General features: G+C 69.4%; 20 protein-coding genes. 12 read left to right on the top strand and 8 right to left on the bottom strand.

Going from position 1 to position 23,092, the window contains the following annotated elements; all coding sequences use genetic code 11:
• Positions 1–19 precede the first annotated feature (19 nt).
• Complete coding sequence (locus tag JIG36_RS39430; protein ID WP_203381564.1) at positions 20–1,114, bottom strand: IPT/TIG domain-containing protein; 1,095 nt, start codon at positions 1,112–1,114, stop codon at positions 20–22.
• 449 nt (positions 1,115–1,563) lie between these two features.
• Here JIG36_RS39430 and JIG36_RS39435 point away from each other — a divergent pair, with 449 nt between their 5' ends.
• Entirely contained in the window at positions 1,564–3,147 is a 1,584-nt protein-coding gene (locus JIG36_RS39435; protein ID WP_203381565.1) for an IPT/TIG domain-containing protein, read from the top strand.
• An 81-nt stretch (positions 3,148–3,228) separates the two neighbouring features.
• Here the strand turns inward: JIG36_RS39435 and JIG36_RS39440 are convergent, their stop codons facing one another.
• On the bottom strand, positions 3,229–3,990 hold the full coding sequence (locus JIG36_RS39440) for a hypothetical protein (RefSeq protein WP_203381566.1): 762 nt from the start codon (positions 3,988–3,990) through the stop codon (positions 3,229–3,231).
• Between the two features lie 326 nt (positions 3,991–4,316).
• Between JIG36_RS39440 and JIG36_RS39445 the strand changes: the two genes are divergently transcribed.
• Positions 4,317–6,077 carry a S8 family serine peptidase gene (locus JIG36_RS39445; RefSeq protein ID WP_203381567.1) on the top strand — a complete coding sequence of 587 codons (1,761 nt, stop codon included), beginning with the start codon at positions 4,317–4,319 and terminating at the stop codon, positions 6,075–6,077.
• A gap of 65 nt (positions 6,078–6,142) precedes the next feature.
• Here JIG36_RS39445 and JIG36_RS39450 read toward each other — a convergent pair whose 3' ends face one another.
• The gene (locus JIG36_RS39450; RefSeq protein WP_203381568.1) at positions 6,143–6,841 is read right to left on the bottom strand and encodes a hypothetical protein; all 699 of its coding nucleotides are present in this window, start codon (positions 6,839–6,841) and stop codon (positions 6,143–6,145) included.
• Positions 6,842–7,044: 203 nt separating this feature from the next.
• Between JIG36_RS39450 and JIG36_RS39455 the strand changes: the two genes are divergently transcribed.
• The 5 genes from JIG36_RS39455 to JIG36_RS39475 are packed head-to-tail and all read left to right on the top strand — an operon-like array spanning position 7,045 to position 12,034.
• Complete coding sequence (locus tag JIG36_RS39455) at positions 7,045–8,616, top strand: S8 family serine peptidase (RefSeq protein ID WP_203381569.1); 1,572 nt, start codon at positions 7,045–7,047, stop codon at positions 8,614–8,616.
• Positions 8,617–8,659: 43 nt separating this feature from the next.
• Positions 8,660–9,259: a sulfite oxidase-like oxidoreductase gene (locus JIG36_RS39460; protein ID WP_203381570.1), complete on the top strand. Its 600-nt coding sequence runs from the start codon at positions 8,660–8,662 to the stop codon at positions 9,257–9,259.
• Positions 9,229–9,984, top strand: coding sequence for a ferredoxin reductase (locus tag JIG36_RS39465; protein ID WP_203381571.1), 756 nt, complete (start codon positions 9,229–9,231; stop codon positions 9,982–9,984). The genes JIG36_RS39460 and JIG36_RS39465 overlap by 31 nt, the downstream gene beginning before the upstream one ends.
• A complete protein-coding gene (locus JIG36_RS39470; protein WP_203381572.1) occupies positions 9,981–10,259 on the top strand; it encodes a DUF6510 family protein in 279 nt (92 codons plus the stop codon). Before JIG36_RS39465 ends, JIG36_RS39470 begins: the two co-directional genes overlap by 4 nt.
• A gap of 2 nt (positions 10,260–10,261) precedes the next feature.
• Positions 10,262–12,034, top strand: a complete 1,773-nt coding sequence (locus JIG36_RS39475) for a HelD family protein (protein WP_203381573.1) — start codon at positions 10,262–10,264, stop codon at positions 12,032–12,034.
• A 166-nt stretch (positions 12,035–12,200) separates the two neighbouring features.
• Here the strand turns inward: JIG36_RS39475 and JIG36_RS39480 are convergent, their stop codons facing one another.
• Positions 12,201–12,587 (bottom strand): hypothetical protein, encoded by a 387-nt coding sequence (locus JIG36_RS39480; RefSeq protein WP_203381574.1) that lies wholly within the window; start codon positions 12,585–12,587, stop codon positions 12,201–12,203.
• A 219-nt stretch (positions 12,588–12,806) separates the two neighbouring features.
• Here JIG36_RS39480 and JIG36_RS39485 point away from each other — a divergent pair, with 219 nt between their 5' ends.
• Both JIG36_RS39485 and JIG36_RS39490 read left to right on the top strand, forming a co-directional pair.
• A complete protein-coding gene (locus JIG36_RS39485) occupies positions 12,807–13,607 on the top strand; it encodes an SGNH/GDSL hydrolase family protein (RefSeq protein ID WP_203381575.1) in 801 nt (266 codons plus the stop codon).
• A 145-nt stretch (positions 13,608–13,752) separates the two neighbouring features.
• Complete coding sequence (locus tag JIG36_RS39490; protein WP_203381576.1) at positions 13,753–14,043, top strand: PLD nuclease N-terminal domain-containing protein; 291 nt, start codon at positions 13,753–13,755, stop codon at positions 14,041–14,043.
• Between the two features lie 47 nt (positions 14,044–14,090).
• Here the strand turns inward: JIG36_RS39490 and JIG36_RS39495 are convergent, their stop codons facing one another.
• Positions 14,091–14,408 carry a MerR family transcriptional regulator gene (locus JIG36_RS39495; RefSeq protein ID WP_203381577.1) on the bottom strand — a complete coding sequence of 106 codons (318 nt, stop codon included), beginning with the start codon at positions 14,406–14,408 and terminating at the stop codon, positions 14,091–14,093.
• A gap of 600 nt (positions 14,409–15,008) precedes the next feature.
• On the opposite strand from JIG36_RS39495, the gene JIG36_RS39500 reads away from it, so the two are divergent.
• On the top strand, positions 15,009–15,224 hold the full coding sequence (locus JIG36_RS39500) for a hypothetical protein (protein WP_203381578.1): 216 nt from the start codon (positions 15,009–15,011) through the stop codon (positions 15,222–15,224).
• Between the two features lie 9 nt (positions 15,225–15,233).
• Here JIG36_RS39500 and JIG36_RS39505 read toward each other — a convergent pair whose 3' ends face one another.
• A complete protein-coding gene (locus tag JIG36_RS39505) occupies positions 15,234–16,847 on the bottom strand; it encodes a cellulase family glycosylhydrolase (RefSeq protein ID WP_203381579.1) in 1,614 nt (537 codons plus the stop codon).
• Positions 16,848–17,270: 423 nt separating this feature from the next.
• On the opposite strand from JIG36_RS39505, the gene tuf reads away from it, so the two are divergent.
• Positions 17,271–18,461, top strand: coding sequence for an elongation factor Tu (gene tuf / locus JIG36_RS39510; RefSeq protein ID WP_203381580.1), 1,191 nt, complete (start codon positions 17,271–17,273; stop codon positions 18,459–18,461).
• A gap of 30 nt (positions 18,462–18,491) precedes the next feature.
• On the opposite strand, the gene JIG36_RS39515 is transcribed toward tuf, so the two are convergent.
• Complete coding sequence (locus JIG36_RS39515; protein ID WP_203381581.1) at positions 18,492–19,556, bottom strand: MFS transporter; 1,065 nt, start codon at positions 19,554–19,556, stop codon at positions 18,492–18,494.
• 201 nt (positions 19,557–19,757) lie between these two features.
• Here JIG36_RS39515 and JIG36_RS39520 point away from each other — a divergent pair, with 201 nt between their 5' ends.
• On the top strand, positions 19,758–20,363 hold the full coding sequence (locus JIG36_RS39520) for an HAD family hydrolase (RefSeq protein WP_236049144.1): 606 nt from the start codon (positions 19,758–19,760) through the stop codon (positions 20,361–20,363).
• A 281-nt stretch (positions 20,364–20,644) separates the two neighbouring features.
• Here the strand turns inward: JIG36_RS39520 and JIG36_RS39525 are convergent, their stop codons facing one another.
• Positions 20,645–22,822: a carbohydrate-binding protein gene (locus tag JIG36_RS39525; RefSeq protein WP_203381583.1), complete on the bottom strand. Its 2,178-nt coding sequence runs from the start codon at positions 22,820–22,822 to the stop codon at positions 20,645–20,647.
• Between the last annotated feature and the right edge of the window lie 270 nt (positions 22,823–23,092).

Below are 23,092 nucleotides of genomic sequence, written 5' to 3' on the forward strand. Positions count from 1 at the left end.
TTGCTGGTTACCGGCCGGACTATTCCTTCACGAAGGTGAAGGACGCCGCGGCGTTGACCGCACTGGTGTTGCCCGCCGACGGCGTCGAGTTGGTGACCACAACGTCACACGGGCCGGCGTACTTGCTCGCGCCGAGCATCGTGGTGACCGCGGTCGGCGTGATGGCGTAGATCTCGGTGCCCGCAGCGTTGACCGGAGTCGCGGCGAAGGTCGCGTTCTGGCCGCAGAACTTGACCAGAGTGGTCGTGCCGTAGTTCCCGCCGACCTTGTCGAAGTTCGTGCCCTTGACCGTGACCGCGGTCGCGTCGCCCGCTCGGCCCGAGGTCAAGCTCAGCCCCGTGACCGTCGGCGGTGTGACCACCGAGACGCCGGTCGCGGCGGGCAGGAACGACTTGCTGACGCCGTTCTGCGTGATGGTGACCAGCGGGTCCGTGGTCGTCATGCCGGAAGCGGTCTTGAACGTCAGGGCGTTGCCGACGCTGCCGGCAACGGTGTTCGCGAGCGGAGTAGTGCCGGTCGCCGTGGCATAGACCTTGACGTCCGTTCCGGCCTTGCCGCCCATGTTGACCGACAGCGCGGCACTGGACCTCGGATCAAAAGCGAAAGCGGCGTCGGCGGTGATGCGAACGTACTGACCGCCCGCGGAGTTGAAGGTCTTCACCTGGTTGGCGGGCAGGAGAGAAACGCTGTTGTCGGTGATTACCGGGTTGTCCCCGACGGCGGCGATGGCCGGCGGCGGGACAAAGGTAATGGCGCTCGTCTTGGTAAGCGTGTCGCCCGAGATGCGAAGGACGATGGGCTCAGCGGTGCCGCCCGAAGAAACCGGGCAACCACCCGTGGGCGTCTTGACGGAAATGGTGGTCGCACTCGTAACGACGTAGGTGTCGAGATTCTGGCAGGCCGCGTCGCCACCGAGATCGACGCCAGTCACGGTGTCCTCGGACAGGACGGGCGCACCAGCGCCGGAAACGGTGAGAAGCACGACCTGCTTAGCCGTGTCGGCCGCAATCTTGGCATTGCTCGGAGAGGTGACGGCGATGGTGCCGGAAAGCGCGGCGTGCGCGGGCGACGGCATGATGAAGGCCGACGTGGCCATCGCGGCCGCACCGGCCACGGCGATGGCGCGACGCCGCATCAGCTGGGACTGGAGCGTCGGCTCCGCGCTCGAGACGCGCGAACTGGCGAGAATGCGGGACTTGCGCATGCGTTTGTCCTCCTACGGTCTTGCGAACCGCGTCGGTTGGATTTTTTGCAGGCCCGCATTGCCCGGAAGCCGGTCGGGCCGTCTCGCAGGGGAGCGTAACTCGCAGCATTCACGCAGTTTCGGCAGTTACGAATTTAACTCGGAGAACGTTGGGCACGCGAATTTCCGGAAAACGTCACCGACCGTCGGAAACTGTGATAAGCGAACCGGTCGACTTTCTCTGTTCGAGTTCAAAACTCTCACCATGTGCCATCTCTGATTTGGTTACGCTTCCGGCGAGACGGCCCGCCGCATCCACTTATGGGTCCGGGCCACAAAATCCACCGAAGCGGTCCGCAGAGACCGTAGGAGGCCCACCCATGCAAGAAAAGAAAACACCGTTGCGCGTGAAGGCGGTTCGCCTGGGAGCCGTCGTCGGCGTGAGCGCAGCGGCCGTCCTGTTCACCGCGACCCCGAGCTGGGCGGCGGCTGAGACGGCCACCGTCGCTCCTACCTTCGGCCCCAGCGGCGGTGGCAATTCCGTCACGCTCTCCGGTCCGTCCCCCTTGGTCGATGGGACAAACGCATTCGTGCAGGGGACCACGGCCGTGGTCTTCGCCGGCGCAGCGACCTGCCCCACCACCTACGGCACCCCGACGGCAGGCACGATCGTCGCACCCGCCGATGTTCGAGTGGTTTCCACGTCGAAGCTGGCCGTCACGGTTCCGTCCGGCGTTACCACCGCGAACTCGTTGTCCGGCACCACCGGCACCTTCAGCGTCTGCGCCTACAACGGCACCGCCTCCAACACGCCCTTGGCATCGGCGTCGGACGGTACCCCCAACCCCGCCCGCAACTACACGGTCGGCCCGACCCCGACGGTCACCTCGATCACCCCGGCGACGTCGCCGGCGCAGGGCGGCGGGACGATCACGATCGCCGGCACCAACCTCGCCAACGCCACTGTGACCGTAGGCGGCACGTCGGTCACGCGAACCAACCTCGCTTCCAACGCCACCTCGTTCGTCGGCACCATCCCGGCGAAGGCTGCGGGCGGCCCCTACGCGGTTGTCGTCGCCGTGCCCAACGGCGGTTCGCTCACCCGCTCGGCCGCGTTCACCTACACCAACGGTGTGGTCTCGAGCCCGACCACCTCGCCCAACACTCGCGTGCGGACCGATCTTGACGTTCAGGGCGTCGGCTTCTCGTCGATGGACTTCTCGACGTCCAACGGTGTAACCCCGAACGACTCCAACGCTCACGTCTACCTGGTCCGGGGTGACTACAACCCCGCCCGGTCGGGTACCTCGAAGACCACTGGTCAGGTCACCGAGTGCCTGAATGTGCTGGCGATCAGCGACACCAACCTGGTCTGCAGCCTCTACCTGAACGGCGTCCCGCTGGCCTCGACGCGCAACGTCACCGGCACGATCAGCGGCACCACGTTCACTGCCACCAGCGGTTCCTTCACCCTGGCCGACATCGGCCAGACCGTGTCCGGCGTGACCGGCATCCAGGCCGGAACCGTAATCTCCTCGCTCATCGACGGTACGAAGGCGACCCTTAACAAGTCGGCCTCGGTCTCGTCGGCGACGGCGATCACCCTGGCTCCGTCCCGGAGCTTCACCGACGCGACGCTGACGGCGAACTCCGCCACCATCACGTCGACGGCTTCGGCCGCCTTCAACGCGGTTGACGTCGGCCGCACGATCTCCGGCAACAACATCCCGGCCGGCACGACCATCACGGCCGTGACCAACGCGACCACGGCGACCATGTCCGCCCCGGCTTCGGGAACGGCCACCGGCTCATACGTCATCACCAACAACCCGGGCCCGCAGGTGCCGAACGGCACCTACACCGTGACCGTCGTGAACAACGGCTCGGTCGACGCCCAGACCTCGGACGCGTACGTCAAGTCCATCATCACCAGCGGTTCGACCTTCACGGTCGCCGACTACTGATGAGGCTTCGCTGAGCCGATAGTCAAAACGGCCGGTCCGCAATCCGCGGGCCGGCCGTTTGCTGTTTGTTCAGTGAAAGACTCAGTCCAGCCTCGCCCACTCCCGGTCGATCGTGGCGGTGCTGATCGATGACGACGGTGTTCCCTCCTTGGCCACGGCCAGGGTCACGACGCTCCGGTCGGCCGACATCCGCCAGCACAGCAGCAGGTTCGCGACCTCGCGAGCCGGCGCGCCCTCGCTGAAGCGAACCTTCTGGGTGCACCGGGCGCTCCCCACCGGCTTTCCGCCGTCGCCCGCGATCAACTGGTCCTGCTGGCCGGTCAGGTCGGCCCGGGCGGTGCTGATCCGGATGGTTCCCTCAGACGTCGGCTCGGTGCGGGTGGAGACCTGGCTGCCGGGCACCGCCTGCGCCTTCTGCTGAAGGGGCCGTTGCAGCGGATGCCCGTCCTTCGCCGCCTGGGCCCGCGCACGGTCGATCTCGCGCCGCACGGCCGCGCTGTCCTCGGACCGTGCAGGCGAAGGCGAACGCGACGGCGAAGGCTCGGCGGGAGGCCGGGCAGTGCCGGCACTGGTCATCCCGGTCGCCGACACGCTCGGCGGCGGCGCCACGTCCGAGGTCGCCGGCGCGGCCGAAGTTGTCGGGGCCGGCTGGACCGGCGCGACGTCCGGGGCCGACGTCGTCGCCTGGCGGTCCGAGACCTGCGCCGTCATCAGGTAGGCCCCGCCACCCAGCACCGCGGCCAGCCCGATCCCGCCGATGACCATCCGGCGCCGGAACGGCGAGGCGCCCTGAGGTCGGGTGCCCTGAGGTGGGGTGCGCTGAGCGTCGTCTTCCGTATCCACGTACACGTCTCCCGGTCTGCGGCTGATGGCCCGCGGCTGACCACGCGGCGGCGGGAGCGCTGCCCGTGCCGGCCACCTCGCGCACGCGGCCCAGCCCCACGGCCGACGGCCCGCCTGTGCGAGCCCGAACCCTCATCGTGGCAACGGCTCCCGCGCGAGGTGCCGAAACCGGCCGACACCACCTGACCGGCGCAACCAAGACACCACATGACCGGCACAACCAAGCCTCCACCTGACCGGCGCAACCGAGCTGCACCGGACGAAGTTCTGTCAGACCGAATATGGCTGCCGAGTGTTCTCTCCGACTGACCTAGGGGAGGACACGTATGAGGAAGCACCTGCGTCGCTATGCGGTGGGCACTCTGGCCGTAGGGGCGGTGGCCGGCGTCGCCGCCATCGCGCTGCCCGCGACCACCACCGCGGCGACCGAGTGGCGGCCTGCCACGTACAACCTCAGTGAGCCGGCGGCTCAGCTTGTGCCGGCCACGGTGTCTGCCCAGAAGCCCGTACGCGTCGTCACCACCAGCGTGGACGCGAACGGCAAGCCGGTTGTGAAGGTGACGACTGCTACCAGCAAGGCCGGCGCCGAGAGTGCCGTTGAGGCCGGCCAGAAGGCCAAGAACGCCGTTGGTGTCGAGCTCGACGCCGTGGTCACCGCCAGTGAGGTGCCCAGCGGGACCGACACCTACCGTGCGCAGCAGTGGGACTTCAGCAAGATCTCGGTCGCCGACGCCTGGAAGAAGTCGACCGGTGAAGGCACGGTCGTAGCTGTTCTGGACAGCGGTGTCGACGCCAAGCACCCGGATCTGGTGGGCAACCTGGTCGCGGGATACGACGCGATCGCCAACACGGCCGGTGGCACCACTGACCCCAACGGGCACGGTACGCACGTTGCGGGCACCATCGCGGCGGTCACCGGCAACGGGGTCGGTGTGAGCGCGGTGGCTCCAGGCGCCAAGGTCATGCCCGTACGGGTTCTGGGCGCCAACGGGTCGGGCGTCATGTCGGACACCGCAGAGGGCATCATCTGGGCCGCCGACCACGGCGCCGACGTGATCAATATGTCGCTCGGGTCGAAGTCGAAGGTCAACGCGGTGTCGACCGCCATCTCGTACGCGCGCAGCAAGGGTGTTGTGGTTGTCGCCGCGGCCGGTAACGAGCGGGAGAAGGGCAGCCCGACCAGCTACCCGGCCGCCGACGCCGGTGTCATCGGTGTGGCCGCCACCGACTCGGCCGACAAGGTCGCCACCTACTCGAACTCGGGCAGCTACGTCGACGTGGCCGCGCCCGGCACGGCCATCCTCAGCACCTACCCGACCGCGCTCGGCAAGAAGACCGGGTACGCGAGCATGAGCGGCACCTCGATGGCGTCGCCGCACGTGGCCGCCGTGGCCGCGCTGCTCAAGGCGGCCCAGCCGTCGATCACGCCGGACCAGGTGCAGAGCGCGCTCGAGACCTCGGCCGTCGACCTGGGCGCGAAGGGCCGCGACAACGACTTCGGCTACGGCCGGATCGACGCCGCGGCCGCGCTGGCGACGGTGACCACCACGACGCCGGCCACCACGACCCCCGCCACCACGACGCCGACCACTACGGCCCCGGCCACTACGACGCCGACCGCGAGCCCGAGCACCAGCGCCCCGGCCACGACGGCCCCGACGACCGCGCCCGCCACGATCGCGCCTACCACCGCGACCCCGACCCCGAGCAAGACCACGACGAGCGCCACCCCGGTGGTCCGGGTCGCGACGTCGTCGACCTCGGTCGCGCAGAACAGCGCGGCCATGATCACCTACACGGTCACGGCCGGCGACGTCGCCTGGGCGAACAAGCCGGTGCAGATCGGCGTCAACGCCACCGGCTCGGCGAGCATCGGCTGGACCAAGGCCACCACCGACTCGTACGGACGGGTCGCCGTTCAGGTGAAGGCCACCACCAGCTTCCAGATCCGCCTGGTGGTCACGGCCACCCCCACGTCGAACGCGGTGACCTCGCCCGTCACCTCGTTCACGGTCCGCGCGACGGGCCAGGCCGCGAAGAAGTCCAAGACCGTGCAGAAGCCGGTCGTCACCGTGAAGCGGCGGTAACACCCAGAAGCAGCCGAGGGCCCCGGAACGGCAATTCCGGGGCCCTCGGCGTTTCCACACGCATCTCAGCCCAGCCGGGCCCACTCCCGTTCGAGCACCGCGACACTCTCCCCCGACGACGGCCGGCCACGCTGCGTCACGGCGACGGTCACCACGCTGCGGTCCTCCGAGACCCGCCAGCACACCAGCGTCGACGGTTCCATCCGCGGCCGGCTGCCGGGCTCGTTCCGTACGGTCTTGGTGCATCGCGCCCGGCCCACGAGCCAGCCCGAGTCGCCGACGATCGACAGCTCCGGCTGCCCGGTCAGGTCGAAACCGGCCGACGTCACCCGGATGACCCCTCGACCGGTGTTCTCGTCGTGCCGGTTCACGGCGTCGGCGGCCGCCACCCCACCCGAGGGCGACACGGCCGAGACAGAGGGGGACGGCGTCGGCGTGGGGCTGGCCTCCTGCCGGGCCCCCGAACGCGTGACCTTCCCCGGCCCGAGCGACCGGGCGCGCTGCCGGGGCGGCTTGGCGGCCGAGACCGTGGGAGAGGGCGACGGCGACGGCGAGACCAGCGGCGTCATCGCCTTCGGTTCGCGGGTCGTCGTGCTCTGGGCGAGCTGGATCGCCTGCACGCCGAAGACCCCGGCCGCGCCGAAGACGGCCAGCCCGGCCAGCCCGACCCCGAACTGTTTGCGCCGCTGAATGCGACGCTCCCTGATCCCGGAGCGGTAGACACCGTTCTCGTCGTGCACTGTCATCCCGTGGTTGTCCGGCACGAACCCATGCTGCCACCCGAGGCGGACAAATAGCTCCAAAACGGCCAGCCAAGCGGCCGCCCATTGGCTTTGCGACGGTCAACTGCCAAGCGGCACGCGAGGGTGTGAAACGACCGGCAACCGAGCCACACCACGTTGCTTCCCGCCACGACACCCGACCGGCCCGAAATGCCTGACCGAAGCCAACGGGAGGCGGGTCAGACATGCGGAAGTTCGTAGCGGGATGTGCGGCGGCGGGAGCGGTGGCAGCGGCGGTGACCGGTGGGGTCGCGCTGACCCACGCCGAGCGCGAGCCGGCCTGGCCGGCGATCACGACCGGTCTCCACGTCCAGCCCGAGCGCCTGCTCCCGGCCACCGTTTCCCAGACCTTTCCCGTACGGGTCGTGAGCACCACGGTCGACCGGGCCGGCCGCCCCGTCGTGTCGGTCCGCACCGCCACCGACCGGCGCTCCGCCACCGCCCTGGTCGCCGACGGGCAGCGCGCGCCCGGCGCGGTCAGCGTCGAGGCGGACGTCCCCGTGTCGATCGCCGCCACCGACCCGCTGCTGCCCGCGCAGTGGGACCTCGCCCGGGTGCGGGCCGACGGCGCCTGGCCGCGCTCGACCGGCGCCGGCGTGACGGTGGCGGTCGTCGACAGCGGCGTGGACGCCACGCACCCTGACCTCGCCGGGCACGTGCTGCCCGGCGTCGACCTCGTCACCGGCACCGAGGGCCGGTCCGCCGACCCGCACGGGCACGGCACCCACGTGGCCGGCACCATCGCCGCGCTCACCGGCAACGGCGACGGCATCGCGGGCATGGCCCCGGACGCCCAGATCCTTCCCGTACGCGTTCTGGACGCCAACGGCAACGGCTACATGTCGGACGTGGCCAACGGCATCACGTACGCGGCCGACCACGGCGCCGACGTCATCAACCTGTCGGTCAGCGCCACCACGCAGGTCGGGGCGGTGACCAACGCCGTCGCGTACGCGCGCAGCAAGGGTGTCGTCGTGGTCGCCGCGGCCGGCAACTCCCGCCGCACCGGCAGCCCGACCAGCTATCCGGCCGCCGACCCGGGCGTGATCGCGGTCGCCGCCACCGACTCCGGCGACGCCGTCGCCGCCTATTCCAACCGGGGCGGGTACGTCGACGTGGCCGCTCCCGGCAGCGACATCGTCAGCACGTTTCCGGGCAACCGCTACATGCGCATGAACGGCACGTCGATGGCCTCGCCGCACGTGGCCGCGCTGGCCGCGCTGCTGCGGGGCGCCGACCGTGGCCTCAGCCCCGACCAGGTGGAGAAGACGATCGTGGAGTCGGCCGTCGACCTGGGCGAGCCGGGACGCGACGACGACTTCGGCGCGGGCCGCATCGACGCCGCCGCGGCGCTGGCCACCCTGACGCCGCCGGCCGCGAGCCCGACCGTGAAGCCGACCCCGACCGCGACCACGACTGCGCCTTCAACGCCTTCGACAACGCCTGAGACCAGCGCACCGGCCACGCCCGCGCCCGTACAGACGACGGAGCCCACGCCTTCCCGGACCGCGCAGCCCACGCCGTCGGCGCCCGCCGTTCCGGACATCCGGCTCGTCCGTCCCGGCCCCGGCCGCCTCATCGTCGTGATCGTCGGCGTGGAGGGCGACCCGGTCCAGCTCCAGCGCCTCGACGGTCAGGAGTGGACGACGGTGCTGACCTACCCGGCGACCAAGGTGGCGCGTTTCGACGGCCTTGTCCCCGGTTTGGAACATCGTGTCGTCGTGTCCGGGACCACAAGCTTCACGATCCGGCTCTGAGAGTGCTGTCCCAGGAAATGATCATGCGGTTTACTCATCTTCCATGGGCATCATCTCCAGGGGATTCGGCGGCCGACGGCGTGAGTCGGTGCCCGGCCTGCCGCCCGGTCAATACCTGACACACGACTTTCCGGTGCTCTCGGCCGGACCGACCCCGCGCATCCCGCTCGACCGCTGGCGCTTCACCATCACCACCGAGACCGGCGACAAGACGAGCTGGAACTGGACCGAGTTCCAGGCGCTGCCGGCCGAGGACGTCACGGTCGACATCCACTGCGTGACCAAGTGGTCGAAGCTCGGCACCACGTGGCGCGGCGTCTCGCTCGACACGCTGCTGGAAGACGTCGAGTCCTCGGCCGACTACACGATGGTCCACAGCTTCGGCGGGTACACGACGAACGTACCGATGGAGGATCTTCTCGACGGCAAGGCCTGGGTGGCGTACAAGTTCGATGGCGAAGATCTGGAACCCGAGCACGGCGGCCCGGCGCGGCTCGTGGTCCCGCACCTCTATTTCTGGAAATCAGCGAAGTGGGTCAACGGCCTGCAGCTGATGGGTGACGATGAGCCCGGCTTCTGGGAGGCCGCGGGCTACCACATGTACGGAGACCCATGGCGCGAACAGCGGTATCAGGGCGACTGACCTGGCGGGCGGCGACGCTCGCCGGGTCCCGCTGGGAGACTTCGACCGCGCGCACGCTCGTGCTCGACGTGCCGGACTGGCCGGGCCACCTGCCCGGCCAGCACATCGACGTGCGGCTGACGGCCGAGGACGGATATCGCGCGCAGCGCAGCTATTCGATCGCCTCGGCCTGGCCGCACCCGGACGGCAAGGTCGAGCTGACCATCCAGCGGCTCGACGACGGCGAGGTGTCGCCCTACCTGACCGACGTGGTCGAGGTGGGCGAGCAGATCGAGCTGCGCGGCCCGGTCGGTGGCTGGTTCGTGTGGCGCGACAAGCAGACGTCGCCGGTGCTGCTGGTCGCCGGCGGTTCGGGCGTGGTGCCGCTGATGGCGATGGTGCGGGCCCGGGCAACCGCGGGCGCGCGCCAGCTCTTCCGGCTGATCTATTCGGTCCGTACGCCGGAGGATGTGCTCTACGCCGAGGAACTGCGACGACGCGTACGGGATGACCCCGGTCTCGACGTCCACTTCGTGTACACGCGGAAGACGCCGGACGGGTGGCCCTCGCCCCCGAAGAGGATCGACGTGGCGGCGCTGAACACGTACGGTTGGCCGCCGGACTTCGCACCGGACTGCTACGTCTGCGGTCCCACGACGTTCGTCGAGACCGCGGCCGACATCCTGGTCGCACTCGGTCACGACCCACGCCGGATCCGCACCGAGAGATTCGGGGGTACGTCGTGACGCAGGAATCGGGGATGCCACTCGACGGCAACGCGATGGCGGGCGACCTACGCGAGATCTTCGCGGTGGACGTGACCGCGGCCCGTTACATGTGCGCGGGCTGCACCCACACGGACGCGGTCGGCACGCTGATGCTGTGGCACCAGTCCCCCGGGCTGGTCGCGCGCTGCCCGAACTGCGAAGACGTCGTCATCCGGGTGGTACGCGCCCCCGACCGGGTCTTTCTCGACCTGCGGGGCAGCGTACGGCTCGAAGTGCCGCTCGAAGGCAGCTGACCTTGACCACCGGGCCGGCCGTGACCGGGCCGCCGGACGACCCGCTGCTCGCCGAAATGGCGCGGGCCACCCCCGACGAGGCGGGCCCCGACTTCGTGGCGACCATCCGTGCCGCCCAGGCCGAGCTCATCCGTACGGCGCCCGAGAGTGTGCTGGTCATCCAGGGCGGCCCTGGGACGGGCAAGACCGACACCGCGCTGCGCCGGGTCGCCTGGCTGCTGGCCGAGCCCGACCTGGGGCTGGCCGCGAACGAGGTGCTGGTGGTGGGGCCGACGCATGCGTTCGCGCAGCGCACCCGCGGGCTGCTGGACGGGTGGGGCTGGGCCGGGGTCGCGCACAGTTCGATCGACGGGCTGCTGCCCAAGGCCGCCACCGGCCGGCCCGAACAGCCCCACGTGACCCGGCTCAAGGGCGAGGCCCGGATGGCGGGGCTGCTCGGCCGGGCGATCGAGAAGCACCGCGAGCAGCTGGGCAAGGTGCCGGCCCTGATCGTCGTACGGGGAAAGGTCGTTCAGCTCGAACCCGCGACCATCCAGCGGGTGATCACCACGGCGAAGGCGAGCGAGGCGACGCCCGGTGATCGCCGGCGGCTGCTGCGGGCGGCGCTGGTGGCCGGCACCCAGGACCCGAAACTCATCCTCGAGGCGGCCGATCTGTTGGCCGACCGGTTGTGGCCGGAGTTCGACGCGGCGGCGTTCCTGGCCGAGCTGTTCGGTTCGCGGGCGCTGCTGACCGCGGCCGCCGGTGGCGAGTTCACCGACCGGGAGATCAACGCGCTCTACCGGCTGGACGGCGAGGAGCCGCCGTTCAGCGACGCCGACCTGCCGCTTCTCGACGAGGCCGAGCATCTGTCGGGGCAGGAGCCGCAGACGTACGCCCATGTGGTCGTCGACGAGGCGCAGGACTTCTCGCCCATGCAGTTGCGCGCGGTGTCGCGGCGCTCGTCGAACGGTTCCCTGACCGTGGTCGGCGACATGGCGCAGTCGACCGGGCCGTGGGCGCGTGACGACTGGCACGACGTGCTGGCGCACCTGCCGTCGGAGATGCCCCACGTGCACCGCGAGCTGCGTTTCGGCTACCGCGTGCCCCGGCAGATCTTCGACCTCGCGGCCGAGTTGCTGCCGACCGCCGCGCCGAGTGTTCAACCGCCCACCACGGTGAGGGAGGGTCCGGCCGACCCGGTCATCGCGCCGGTCGACCCGGCCGATCGGGCCACCGTGGTGGTCGCCGCGGCCGCCGACCACGCCGCGGACGGGCGGTCGGTCGCGATCGTCTGCCCGCCGCGCTGCCGTGACGAGGTCGAGGCGCTGCTGCGGGCCGAGGAGCTGCCCTGGCGGTCGTCCCCGGGTGACGAACGCAGCCCGGCGATCACGGTGCTCGGGCCGCACGAGGCCAAGGGGCTGGAGTTCGACGCGGCGGTGGTGGTCGAGCCGGGGTTCATCGTCGACGACGATCCGCGCGGGCATCGGCTGCTGTACATCGCGCTGACCCGGGCCACGGGGTATCTGCATCTGGTGGGTGCACCGGAGGATCTGCCGGCGATCCCGTCGGCCCCTTCGTCCGAGCCGGCGACGCCGTCGGACCAGCCGGAAGCCGTTCCGGAACCCGAGCCCGTCGCGCCGGCCCTGGCCCCGGTTCCGCTCGACCCCGCGGTAGAGGAGCGGATCAACACGGTCGCGCACGCGCTGGCCGAGACGCTGCTCTCCAACCTGACGCCCGAGCTCTGGCCGGTCGCGCTGGACCGCCTGATCGAGCTGATCAGCCCCGACCCGTAGCCGCCGCTCTCCGCTACCCGCCGCCCGAGCCCCGGCCAGTCGCTCCAGCCTGTTTCCGCCGACTTCAACCGCTCGGCTGCTCCGGTTTGTTTCCGCCGGCTGCTGCTCCGATTTGTTTCCGTCGACTTCAGCCCTGATCAGCCGCTCCGTTTTGTTTCCGCCAACTTCAGCCTCGGAAACTGCCCCGCAGCCGCTGCGCGAGCGAGACGGGCGCGGGCGGCCGGGCCGGCGGCGCGGGACGGGGTGACGACGACGGGGTGGAACGACCGACCGGGCGGTCGTAGTCGGCGGTGGCGATCGCCTCGATGATCTGGCCGTCGCCGAAGTTCTCCGACTCGGGGATCGACGGGACGAAGCCGACCAGGATGCCGTTGCGCATGATCTGGGCCTCGAGACCGGCCGTGCCGTCGTTGTCCCAGATCGCCTCGCGGCCGTCGGGCAGGACGACGCGGATGCCGTACTGCGTGATGCCGGCCTGCGGCAGCTTCACATGGGCGAAGACGTTGCGCGCTCGCAGCGTTTCGACGATCCGACGTGCCCGTTCTTCTTCCATGTGAGGAACCTAGCCGCGCGGGCTGAGGGCAGCCTGAAGATCGGCTGTGGCAGTCGTGTGAATGCGCTGTCACCGCCTGCCATCGATGCAGGTCACATCGACGTACGTTACTACTCCGTAACGGGAATGTCACCGTCTGTCTTTTATCAAGGCCCTCAATTACCGTTCAGTAACCGGAGCGCTCCGGCTTCCTCTCCCCCACGGACCGGAGGCCACCCGATGGGCAGACGTCTCGCCACCCTGGGCATGCTCGTCACCTCGTCCCTGCTCACCCTCGGCATAGCCGCACCCGCCGCCGCGGCCGCGAGCTACGCGTCCACCGACTACGTCGCGCTCGGCGACTCCTACTCCTCGGGAGTCGGCGCGCCCGGCCAGAGCATCCTGTGTTTCCAGAGCAAACAGGGCTATCCCGGCCAGTGGGCGGCCCGCAACAAGCCCAAGTCGTTCACCAATCTCAGCTGCGGGGGTGCCGAGACCGGCGACGTCCGCAACCTGCAGGTTCCGTTGCTGAGCCGATCGGCCGACCTGATCAGCATCACGATCGGGGGCAACGACGCCGGCTTCGCCTCCACCGTTCTCGGCTGCCAGGTCGGGACCGACGCGTCCTGCGCCGCCCAGGTCACTTCCGCCCGTACGGACATCACCTCCTCGCTGCCCGCCAAGCTCGACGCGACGTACGGGGCCATCAAGCGCAAGGCCCCCGACGCGCGGGTGATCGTCCTGGGTTATCCGACGCTGTTCGACACCTCGTCGGCGTCGTGCGGCATCGCCGGCATGAGCCTGGCCAAGCGGCGTTCGCTCAACGAGGGCGCCCAGGTGCTCAACGACGTGATCGCGGCCCGGGCCGCCGCGGCCGGCTTCACGTTCTCCGACGTGCGCGACGAGTTCGCCGGTCACGGCATCTGCTCGTCGAACCCCTACCTGCACGGCCTCACCGTGGTGCCGCCGCAGAACTCCTTCCACCCCAACCTCAACGGCTACACCAACGGATACCTGCCGGCGCTGATCAGCGCGCTGTAACAGTCGCTCTGCGGCACTCTCGTCAGCACCGAGCCGCCGGCCACGTCTCGGGGCGCTGTGAAGCGTCCCGAGACGTCCAGGCGCGACCCGATCGCACCCGTACGGGACCGCTGGATCACTCCCCCGGCCGGGATCGTCTTGTCCCATGGCCCAGGTCTTCGCTCTCCTGCTGCTGCTCGACGTCGCCCTCGTGCTCATCGCGCTGGTCGACTGTCTCCGTGCCGACGAGAGCGCGATCCGGACCGCCCCCTGGACGGCCTGGATGTTCGCCATCCTGCTGATCTCCCCGATCGGGGCGATCGCGTGGTTCGTGAAGGGCCGCCCGGTCCCCTCCGTCCCGCTGCGCGCGAGGCCGGTATTTGTGGCCCCCGACGACAACCCTGAGTTCCTGAAGTCCCTGGCGGCCGCCCTCGACGAGCGTGACCCCGACCGCTGACATGCGAAACGGCCCTCCTCACGCTGGAGAAGGACCGTGTGTGCAGGTCAGACGGCGCCCGCCTGGCCTTCCTGCAGCTCCCGGTTGAGCCGGAGCGCTTCTTCGAGCTGATCCTCCAGGATGATGATCCGGCACGCGGCCTCGAGGGCGGTGCCCTGGTCGACCATCTCGCGCGCCCGTACGGCCAGGCGCAGCTGATATCGGGAGTAGCGACGGTGACCCCCGCCCGATCGGGACGGGGCAATGAGTTTCGCCTCGTCGAGCCGGCGGAGGAAGTCCTGCGACGCGCCCACGATCTCCGCGGCGCGGCCCATCGTGTACGCGGGGTAGTCGTCGTCGTCGAACATTTCTTCGGATGGGGCCATAGATCCCTCTACGTGACGAGGGCCCCGGCGCAGACAGCGCCGGGGCCCGGGATTACAGGTTGAATACACCATCTACCGACAGGTTCGTCGGGTTCTCTTTTCCGCACCACGTCGCTATCAGCGGGTGCGAGGATCGCATAAGCGTGACCGGAGACCACCTCACGTTCGATGTGACCACGGTGTCCACCGTAAGCCTCGGACTACGTCTCGACGGCGGGCGATCCAACGGCGTCCAGCCCTCCCTTTCCTCTGCTTCACTTACCTGCCTGCAACAGCAGTCCGCCCACGGACGGGACCCACGCGACTTCACGGCCCGGTCCGCACAGCGGATTCCTGCATCAGGCAGAGCCCCGAACCTGCATCGGCCCTGCCTGCAGCTGCCCTGACCTGGAATGACGTCAAGGTCTTGTGGTGCCTTCTTACCTTGCCCCGCGGACGCGGAGCGAGCCCCTGGAAGGACTCAGTCGTCGGCGTTTTCTACCGTTTTCCTCGTCAACGACGGCAACATTACCCAGCTCCACCGAGAAAGTGGAGTCTCCAGGGACCAGATTTTCTCGGTGGGTTCCCGAGGGTTGACCGACCGTCGCGCCGCCTTCGGCCATGGCCGTCGGATGGACGGTTACCGACGGTTTACGGTGCCGACGGCCGACGGTTCCGGCCTGGTGCGCGCTGCGGCAGGCCCAGGAGGCCAGTGCCGTCCCGCTGGTCATCCACGGCGGATCGGGCCTGCCGGACCAGTTGCGTCAGCCGGTCTTCGTGGCCCCCGACGACAACCCCGAGCTCCTCAAGTCGCCGGCTGACCGTCTCGGTCAGTAGCAGCCTGACTCAGCTGCAGGCGACGCCGTTGAGCCGGAACCCGCTGGGCGCCGCGGCGTTGCCGGTGTGGTTGGCCTGGTAGCCGATGCTGGTCGAGGCGCCCGGCGCGAGCGTCCCGTTGTAGCTGACGTTGGACGCGGTCACCGTGCCGCTGGTCGGCGCGTAGCCGGCGTTCCAGCCCGAGACGATGGTCTGCCCGGCGGCCAGGGTGAAGACCAGCGACCAGCCGTTAACGGCGGCGGTGCCGGTGTTGGTGATGGTGACCGTGTTGGTCAGGCCGGAGTTCCACGCGTTGACCGCGTTGCTGACCCGGCAGGTTCCGTTGCCCGCGGGCGGCGTGGTCGCGGGCGGCGTCGTGGCCGGCGGAGTCGTGGCGGGCGGAGTCGTCGCCGGCGGGGTCGTTGCGGGCGGCGTGGTGGGCTGGCCTCCACCGACGGCACCCATGATGGCGTCGATGATGCCCTGCTGGGTCACGGTGGCCGAGCTGCGGTTGAACAGGCCGAAACCGTGCTGCCCGTTCCAGCCGTTGTCCCAGTAGGCAGTGGCCGCACCGTACTTCTTGGCGGTGGCCACCAGGGTGCGCGCGTAGTCGGCCCGGTAGCGGTTGTTCGCCGAGTCGTACGTCGTCTTGTCGATCGAGCCGTACTCGCCGACGAACACGGGATAGCCCCGCGTGACGAACTTGTCGTACATCTTCTTCAACTGACCGTCCATGAAGTCTTCCTGGCCCCACGTCGACTTCTTGGCCGGGTTGGTGGCGCCCGCACCCCACTGCGTGATCGTGCCGTCCTCCTGGCCCGCGAAGTCCCAGGGGTCGTAGTAGTGCACCGAAATCATGATCCGCTGCTCGCTCGCGGGGATGGACGACGACCGGTACTGGTCGGTGGGGAGCACGAAGCCGCTGCCCACGGTGTGGTCGATGTTCGTGTTCCAGCCCGGTGTCAGCAGCCAGCGGGACGCGTTGTTCCCGCCGGTCCGCCGTACGGTGTCCACAAAGATCTGGTTGTACGCGTTGATGTTCGAGTAGCACGGCTGGGTCGGGTTGCCGTACTGGCCGTCGAAGTTCTCGTTCATCGACTCGAAGATCAGGTGGTCGTTGTAGCCCTGGAACGTGGTCGCCACCTGCTGCCAGACCTTCTGGTACTTGTCCTTGACCGTCGTCTGGTCGGCCGCGTCGCAGATGAGCCACGACCCGGTGACGGTCTTGTACCCGTCGCCGTGCATGTTGATCAGCACGTACAGGCCGCGGCCGTGGGCGTAGTCGACGACCTCCTTGATCCGGGCCAGCCAGGCGGCGTTGACCGTGTAGTTCGGGCCGGCCCCGATGTTGCCCAGATACGAGACCGGGATCCGGATCGTCTTGAAGCCCGAGGCCCGCACCCGGTCGATCAGGGCCTGCGTCACGACCGGGTTTCCCCAGGCCGTCTCGCTGGGGACGCCGTTGTTGCTGGCCTCCAGGGAGTTGCCGAGGTTCCAGCCGGCGCCCATGTCGGCGACCAGTTGCGAGGCGTTCAAGGTGGCCACGACGTCGGCCGAGGCCCTCGTCACGCCGTAGACGGTTCCGGCGAAGGCCATGGAGGCGGCGAGGAACGCCAGGCCGGCCTTTCTCAGTCTCGATTTCACGGTTTGCCTTTCGTTGACGTGGGAGCGCTCCCATCATCGCAAGGCATCGATGTCTTGTCACCACCATGGCTGCCTGTCACCGGGCGCGTCTGCCGTCGGGGCGTGCCTGTCACCGGGCGCGTCTGTCATCGGGGCGCGCCTGTCACCGGGCGTCTGTCACCGGGGCGGAAATACGGTGGAGGGGTTCGGCGTTCTGGCCTACCGTGATCCACATGTACGCACCCGGTCTGCAGCTGCCCCTCGCGGCGGCTCCCGTGTGCGTGAGCACAATCAGCGGCGCCGATACGCGAATCTGACCCTTCCCCACCAGCAGCAGAACCGTAGGGGGAGGGTGGTCCCACCGTGCGCGGTTCTGGCGCGCCCTGCCTGGCAACAGGCGCGCATCCCCACATTGCCCTTACATCCAGTGAGGACTGAGAAAAAATGGCCAAGAGCCAGTTCATCCGTACGAAGCCGCACGTCAACATCGGCACGATGGGTCACGTCGACCACGGCAAGACGACCCTGACCGCCGCCATCACGAAGGTTCTCGCCGACCGCGACCCGGCCTCCAACCGGTACGTGGCGTTCGAGGGCATCGACAAGGCCCCGGAGGAGGCCGCCCGCGGCATCACCATCACCATCGCGCACGTCGAGTACGAGACGCCGAACCGGCACTACGCGCACGTCGACATGCCGGGCCACGCCGACTACGTGAAGAACATGATCACGGGTGCGGCCCAGGTCGACGGGGCGATCCTCGTCGTCAGCGCGCAGGACGGCAGCATGCCGCAGACCCGCGAGCACGTGCTGCTCGCCCAGCGGGTCGGCGTGCCCTACCTGGTGGTGGCGCTCAACAAGAGCGACGCCGTGGACGACCCGGAGCTGCTCGACCTGGTCGAGCTCGAGGTGCGGGAGCTGCTCAGCGAGTACGGGTTCCCCGGTGACGAGGTGCCCGTGGTGCGGGTCAGCGCGCTGAAGGCCCTCGAGGGCGACCCGCAGTGGGTGAAGTCGATCGGCGACCTGCTCGACGCGGTCGACGAGTACGTGCCGATCCCGCCGCGCGAACTCGGTGAGCCGTTCCTGATGCCGATCGAGAACGTGCTCACGATCAGCGGCCGCGGCACCGTGGTCACCGGCAAGATCGAGCGCGGCACGCTGCGCGTCGGCGACCCGGTCGAGGTCGTCGGGCTCGGGCCGACCATCGCCACCGTGGCGACCGGTCTCGAGACGTTCGGCAAGTCGCTCGAGACGGCCGAGGCCGGCGACAACGCGGCCATCCTGCTGCGCGGCATCAAGCGCGAGCAGGTGCAGCGCGGACAGGTGGTGGCGGTGCCCGGCAGCGTCACCCCGCACCAGAAGTTCGAGGCGCGGATGTACGCGCTGACGAAGGAGGAGGGTGGCCGGCACACGCCGTTCGAGGCGAACTACCGGCCGCAGTTCTACTTCCACACCACGGACGTGTCCGGCGGGCTCGACCTGGGCGACGTCGACCTGGTCATGCCGGGCGACACGCTCGACAAGGTCACGGTGACGCTCGGCAAGCCGGTCGCGCTCGAGGTGGGCGTCGGTTTCGCCGTCCGTGAGGGCAACCGCACGGTCGCCGCGGGCACGGTTACGGGCCTGCTCGACTAGCGCGATGACGGGTGGCCGGTTTACGACCGGTCACCCGTCCTTTCCTGGGCGCGGGACCAGGACGACCAACAGGAGCAGCGGGATCACCACCGTCATGGTGGCGGCCAGCCCGATCTGCCCGGCGACCCAGCCGATCAGGGCCGGGCCGAGCAGGATCCCGGTGTACGTGAACGTGGTCAGCCGCGAAACCAGCGCCGCCGTCGACGCGCCGGGCAGCCGGCCGACGGCGCTGAAGGTGAGCGGCACCAGCACCGACGAGCCGAGGCCGGCCAGCGCGAACCCGGCCGCCGCCACCCCCGCGTGCGGGGCCAGAACGGCCACCGAGAAACCGGCCGCCGCGACCACCGCGCCCAGGCGGAACAGCCGGTTGCCGCCACCGCGCCCGCTGAGCCGGTCGCCGACCAGCCGGCCCAGGGTCTGGCCGCCGGTGTAGGCGGTGATTCCGACCGCGGCCAGGCTCACCGAGGCGTCGCGCACCTCGTGCAGGAAGATGCCGCCCCAGCCGAGCGCCGCCCCCTCGCAGATCATCAGTGCGGTCGCGGTCAGGCCCAGCAGGATCAGCGGACGGCTCCAGCCCGACCGCACCGACACCGGGGAATCCGGCTCGGTCTCGGCCCGCCCGTTGTCCGGCAACCGCCGTACGGTGATCAGGCCGGCCACCAGCAGCACGACCCCGGCCGCGACTAGGTGCACGGTCAGCGAGACGCCGTAGTGGGCCAGCGCGGCCGTGGAGAGCGAAGCGATGACCGCGCTCACGCTCCAGGCGGCGTGGCAGCTGTTGAGGATCGGCCGCCCGGCCTCCCGCTCGACGGCGACCGCGCTCGCGTTCATCGCCGCGTCGGTGGCGCCGTGCACACCGCCCAGCACGGCCGCGCCGCCGAGATACCACCACGGGCCGGGCGCGACCGCGAGACCGGCCAGCAGCACCGGCATCACCGTGAGCGCGACGCGCAGGACGGCCCGCGTGCCGACCCGGGCCACCAGCGGGCCGATGCCCTGCATGCAGGCCAGTGCGGCCAGGGCGAAGAGCAGGCCGGAGAGCCCGAACCGGGCGTCGCTGAGGTCGTGGGTGGTCTTGAACGAGGGCGCCCGCACGATTTATGTGGACAACGTCAGCCCGTTGAGCAGGAACACGGCGGTGACGATCCACCGGTTCGTACCCAGGCCCGGCTCGGTCTTGGTGACGGTCACGCTGTCCTCCCGGTCGGCCGAGAGACCCCGAAAGTGAGTCTCACGTCTCCGACGAACGGCGCACCCCCGAATCGGACAGCGGCCCGGATTATCGTGATCGGCGTGATGTTGCCGCTGCCCGAGGGCGAGTTCGACGCATACCTGTTCGACTGTGACGGCACCATCGCCGACTCCATGCCCGTGCACCATCAGGCCTGGTTGCGCGCGTTGGAGGAGTACGGCGCCGAGTTCGGCGAGGAGCTGTTCTACGCGTGGGGCGGCCGCACGCCGGCTTCGGTGATCGCCGACCTGAACGCCCGGCAGGGCCTGACCATGCCGGCCGACGCCGTGAACGAGCGCCGCGAACGGTTCTTCGAGGAGCTTCTGCCCGGCGTACGGGCGGTTCCCGAGGTTCTCGAGCACATCGAGGCCGCGTACGGGAAAGTGCCGTTCGCCGTCGTGTCGGGCAGCGGGCGCGAATCGGTGACCGCCTCGTTGAAGGCGCTGGGTCTGCTCGACCGGTTCGACGTGATGGTGTGCGCGGAGGACTACGTCAACGGCAAGCCCGACCCGGAGTGTTTCCTGACCGCGGCGAAGCTGCTGAACGTGGCACCCGAGCGGTGTGTCGTCTTCGAGGACACCGACTTCGGCATGCAGGCCGCCGCCGCCGCGGGCATGGCCGCCGTCCGCGTGCCGCCCCCTTGGCAGCGTCACTCGTCAAAGATCAACTGAGCTTCCCGCGTACGCAGGACGCACGTCGCCGACGTAGCCGCGACACCCGCCGACATCCCAGCTTCTCCGCGCGCAAATCAACATTGAGCGCGCGCTCCGTCAATGTTGAGCGCGCCCGTCAACGTTGAGCCCACGCCGTCAACGTTGAGCGCACGCCGTCAACATTGAGCGCGCCCGTCAATGTTGAGCGAGCGCGTCAATGTTGAGCGTGCGGGCGGATCGACCTGCTCGGGTAGGCGGGTCAGGTCGCTCGGCGGCGGGCGACCTGACCGCCTCCCTGGTCAGCTGAGCTGGATGTAGTCAAGGTTGAAGCCGCCGGTTTCGCAATAGACGGTGACCAGCTGGTCTCCGGCCGCGAGCATCACCGGCACGTGCACCGACTGGTAAGCGGCCCAGCCCCCGGTGTCCGGCACCGAGACGGTGGCCAGCTTGGCGCCGGCGGCGTCGCGGAACGAGATCGCGTCGGCGGCCACCGCGCCCGTGCCGTTGGCGACGCGCAGCTCCAGGTCGTACGTGCCGGCCTGCGCGACGTCGACCCGGTAGCTCAACCAGTTGCCGGGCGCGGTCCACCCGACGTTCTTGCCGCCGCTCGCGCCCGCGTTGCTCTCGACGAAGTTCGCGCCGCCCTCGGTCCAGCCGTTCTGCGCGGCGTACGACTCGGCTTCCACCCGTACGCCGATGGGGGCGCCCTTGGGCCGGACGGTGACCTCGACCGTGACCGTGTCCCGCGATGCGCCGTCGGTGACGTGGAAAGTCAGCCGCTGCACGCCCGAGGTTGTCGGGCTGAGCGTCACCACGCCGGTCGACGCGTCCAGCGACACGCCGGCGGGCAGATCCGTTGCGTAGTAGGCCAACCGGTCGCGGTCACGATCGGTGGCCGACAGGCGGAACAGCGTGGTGGCGTACTGGTCGACCGTCAGTGGCGGAACGTCACGGAGTACGGGCGTGTGGTCGCGGCGGGGCGGGTCGGCCTTCCACTGGTAGGTGGCGTAGGCGCCGGCCGGCACGGTCACCACGAACGAGTCGCCGCCCAGGACGATCCGGACGTTGCGGGCGGTCGCCGCCGAGTTGGCCAGGATCGCCGTGAACCGGTCGCCGTCGCGGTAGACGACGTTGCTGACCCCGGCCGCCGGGGCGCTCGACTCGACGCGTACGTCCTTGCGGGTCAGGTAGCGCGCGAACTGGCCGAGCGGGTAGAGCTCATCCCGTACGGAAAACGTCTTGGTCTCGGTGTTGACCTTGACGAGCCGATCGGGCCACTTGGTGGTGCGGCCGACCTCCTCCCAGTCCACATTGTTGTCGCGCTTGTCGGTCCAGTGCAGCGTGCCGCCGGTCTGGTCGGTGGCCTGCGCCCACAGCGTGTAGCTGCTGGCGTTCAACCGGAAGTAACTGAGCACGGTGGCCGGGTTGAGGTCGCTCGTCTCGGTCATGTGCACCGGCTTGCCGAACTGCTCGTACGCCTCGCGCATGACCGCCGGGTCGCCCCAGTACGGGTGGAAGGCGATCGCGTCGGCCGCCCGCCGCGTGGCCGGGTCGTTGAAGATCCGGTAGTAGTTCTTGGTGGCGGTGCTGTTCGGATCACGCCAGTCCCAGAAGTTGAAGTCGTGCACATACAGCTCTGTGGACAACCCGGCGCGCCGGAACTGCTGCTTGATCGCCACGCTGAGCTTCTGCTGCTGCTCAACGCTGATGTCCATGGCCGGGTAGACGACGTCCATGCCCGGCTCGTTGAGCAGGGTGATGGCGTCAACGTTGATTCCATGTTGACGCATTGACTGGATGTACTTGACGTAATACCGCGCCAGCACGTCGATGCAGTCGTCGCGCAGCTTGCCCACCTGATAGTGCTCGGTGGTGCTGCCCGGCTTGAGCGCGACCTCGCCGGTGAACCGGTTGTTGGTCTTCATCCAGGCCGGCGCGCTCCAGGCCGACGCGAAAAACGTGGCCTGCGGGTTGTACTTCTGGATCAACTTGATCGTGTCGACCATGTGGAGGTCGATGTCGCGCTGGATCGAGAAGTACCGGAGCGCGAAGTCCTCGGTGACCCCGGCCGGCAGTTCGTCGTACGACCAGAAGGGCAGATGCTCGATGAGGTCCGGGCTGCCGATGGTGAGCCGGAACCGGTCGAACCCGGCCCCGTGCCGCGGATCCACAAGCAGCCGCACGGCTTTCTCCCGCTCGGCCGGCGTGAGTTTCCACAGGTTCGACACGCTGGTCTCGTCGATCGAGAACCCGATGCCGCTGTACCGCTGCCGCTCCTGAGACGGGTCGACCACCACGGTCGCATCCGCCACCGCCCCCGCCGGCGTCGCGGGCAGCGGCGCCCAGGCGTTGGCCGCACCCGTCGAGTACGAGCCGGTAACCCGGTGTTTCGCCGCGCCGGCGGTGGCCGGAGCAGTGGCCAGGAATGTTATCGCCGTCGACGCCACGGCCAGCGTCGCCGTCCAGGATCGCTTCACCAGATCTCCCCCACGGATAGATCAACCGCTATCTGTTAGGGGAGTTTATTGAGCTCTTTAACTAACCCGCAACAGCTTCGTCACGAGCCCGTCGAGTGTGGGCGGGGCCGGCAAGCGTGTGAGGCGAGGCGGCAAGCGTGTGAGGCGAGGCGGCGAGCGTGAGGCGGGGCCGGCAAGCGTGTGAGGCGAGCGTGAGGCGGGACCGTAGAAAGTGGACGACCTGGCAAGTGGACAGGCTGGAGAGCTGGCGGGTCGACGAGAGCGTGCCCG

The sequence above is a fragment of the Paractinoplanes ovalisporus genome (genome assembly GCF_016834655.1).
GTDB lineage: Bacteria > Actinomycetota > Actinomycetes > Mycobacteriales > Micromonosporaceae > Actinoplanes > Actinoplanes ovalisporus.

What these genes read in the sequence shown, in the direction of transcription:
- JIG36_RS39435 (WP_203381565.1), top strand. Translation starts at nt 1,564, where the DNA reads ATGCAAGAAAAGAAAACACCGTTGCGCGTGAAGGCGGTTCGCCTGGGA.
- JIG36_RS39445 (WP_203381567.1), top strand. Translation starts at nt 4,317, where the DNA reads ATGAGGAAGCACCTGCGTCGCTATGCGGTGGGCACTCTGGCCGTAGGG.
- JIG36_RS39455 (WP_203381569.1), top strand. Translation starts at nt 7,045, where the DNA reads ATGCGGAAGTTCGTAGCGGGATGTGCGGCGGCGGGAGCGGTGGCAGCG.
- JIG36_RS39460 (WP_203381570.1), top strand. Translation starts at nt 8,660, where the DNA reads ATGGGCATCATCTCCAGGGGATTCGGCGGCCGACGGCGTGAGTCGGTG.
- JIG36_RS39465 (WP_203381571.1), top strand. Translation starts at nt 9,229, where the DNA reads ATGGCGCGAACAGCGGTATCAGGGCGACTGACCTGGCGGGCGGCGACG.
- JIG36_RS39480 (WP_203381574.1), bottom strand. Translation starts at nt 12,587, where the DNA reads ATGGAAGAAGAACGGGCACGTCGGATCGTCGAAACGCTGCGAGCGCGC.
- JIG36_RS39485 (WP_203381575.1), top strand. Translation starts at nt 12,807, where the DNA reads ATGGGCAGACGTCTCGCCACCCTGGGCATGCTCGTCACCTCGTCCCTG.
- JIG36_RS39490 (WP_203381576.1), top strand. Translation starts at nt 13,753, where the DNA reads ATGGCCCAGGTCTTCGCTCTCCTGCTGCTGCTCGACGTCGCCCTCGTG.
- JIG36_RS39495 (WP_203381577.1), bottom strand. Translation starts at nt 14,408, where the DNA reads ATGGCCCCATCCGAAGAAATGTTCGACGACGACGACTACCCCGCGTAC.
- JIG36_RS39500 (WP_203381578.1), top strand. Translation starts at nt 15,009, where the DNA reads ATGGCCGTCGGATGGACGGTTACCGACGGTTTACGGTGCCGACGGCCG.
- tuf (WP_203381580.1), top strand. Translation starts at nt 17,271, where the DNA reads ATGGCCAAGAGCCAGTTCATCCGTACGAAGCCGCACGTCAACATCGGC.
- JIG36_RS39520 (WP_236049144.1), top strand. Translation starts at nt 19,758, where the DNA reads ATGTTGCCGCTGCCCGAGGGCGAGTTCGACGCATACCTGTTCGACTGT.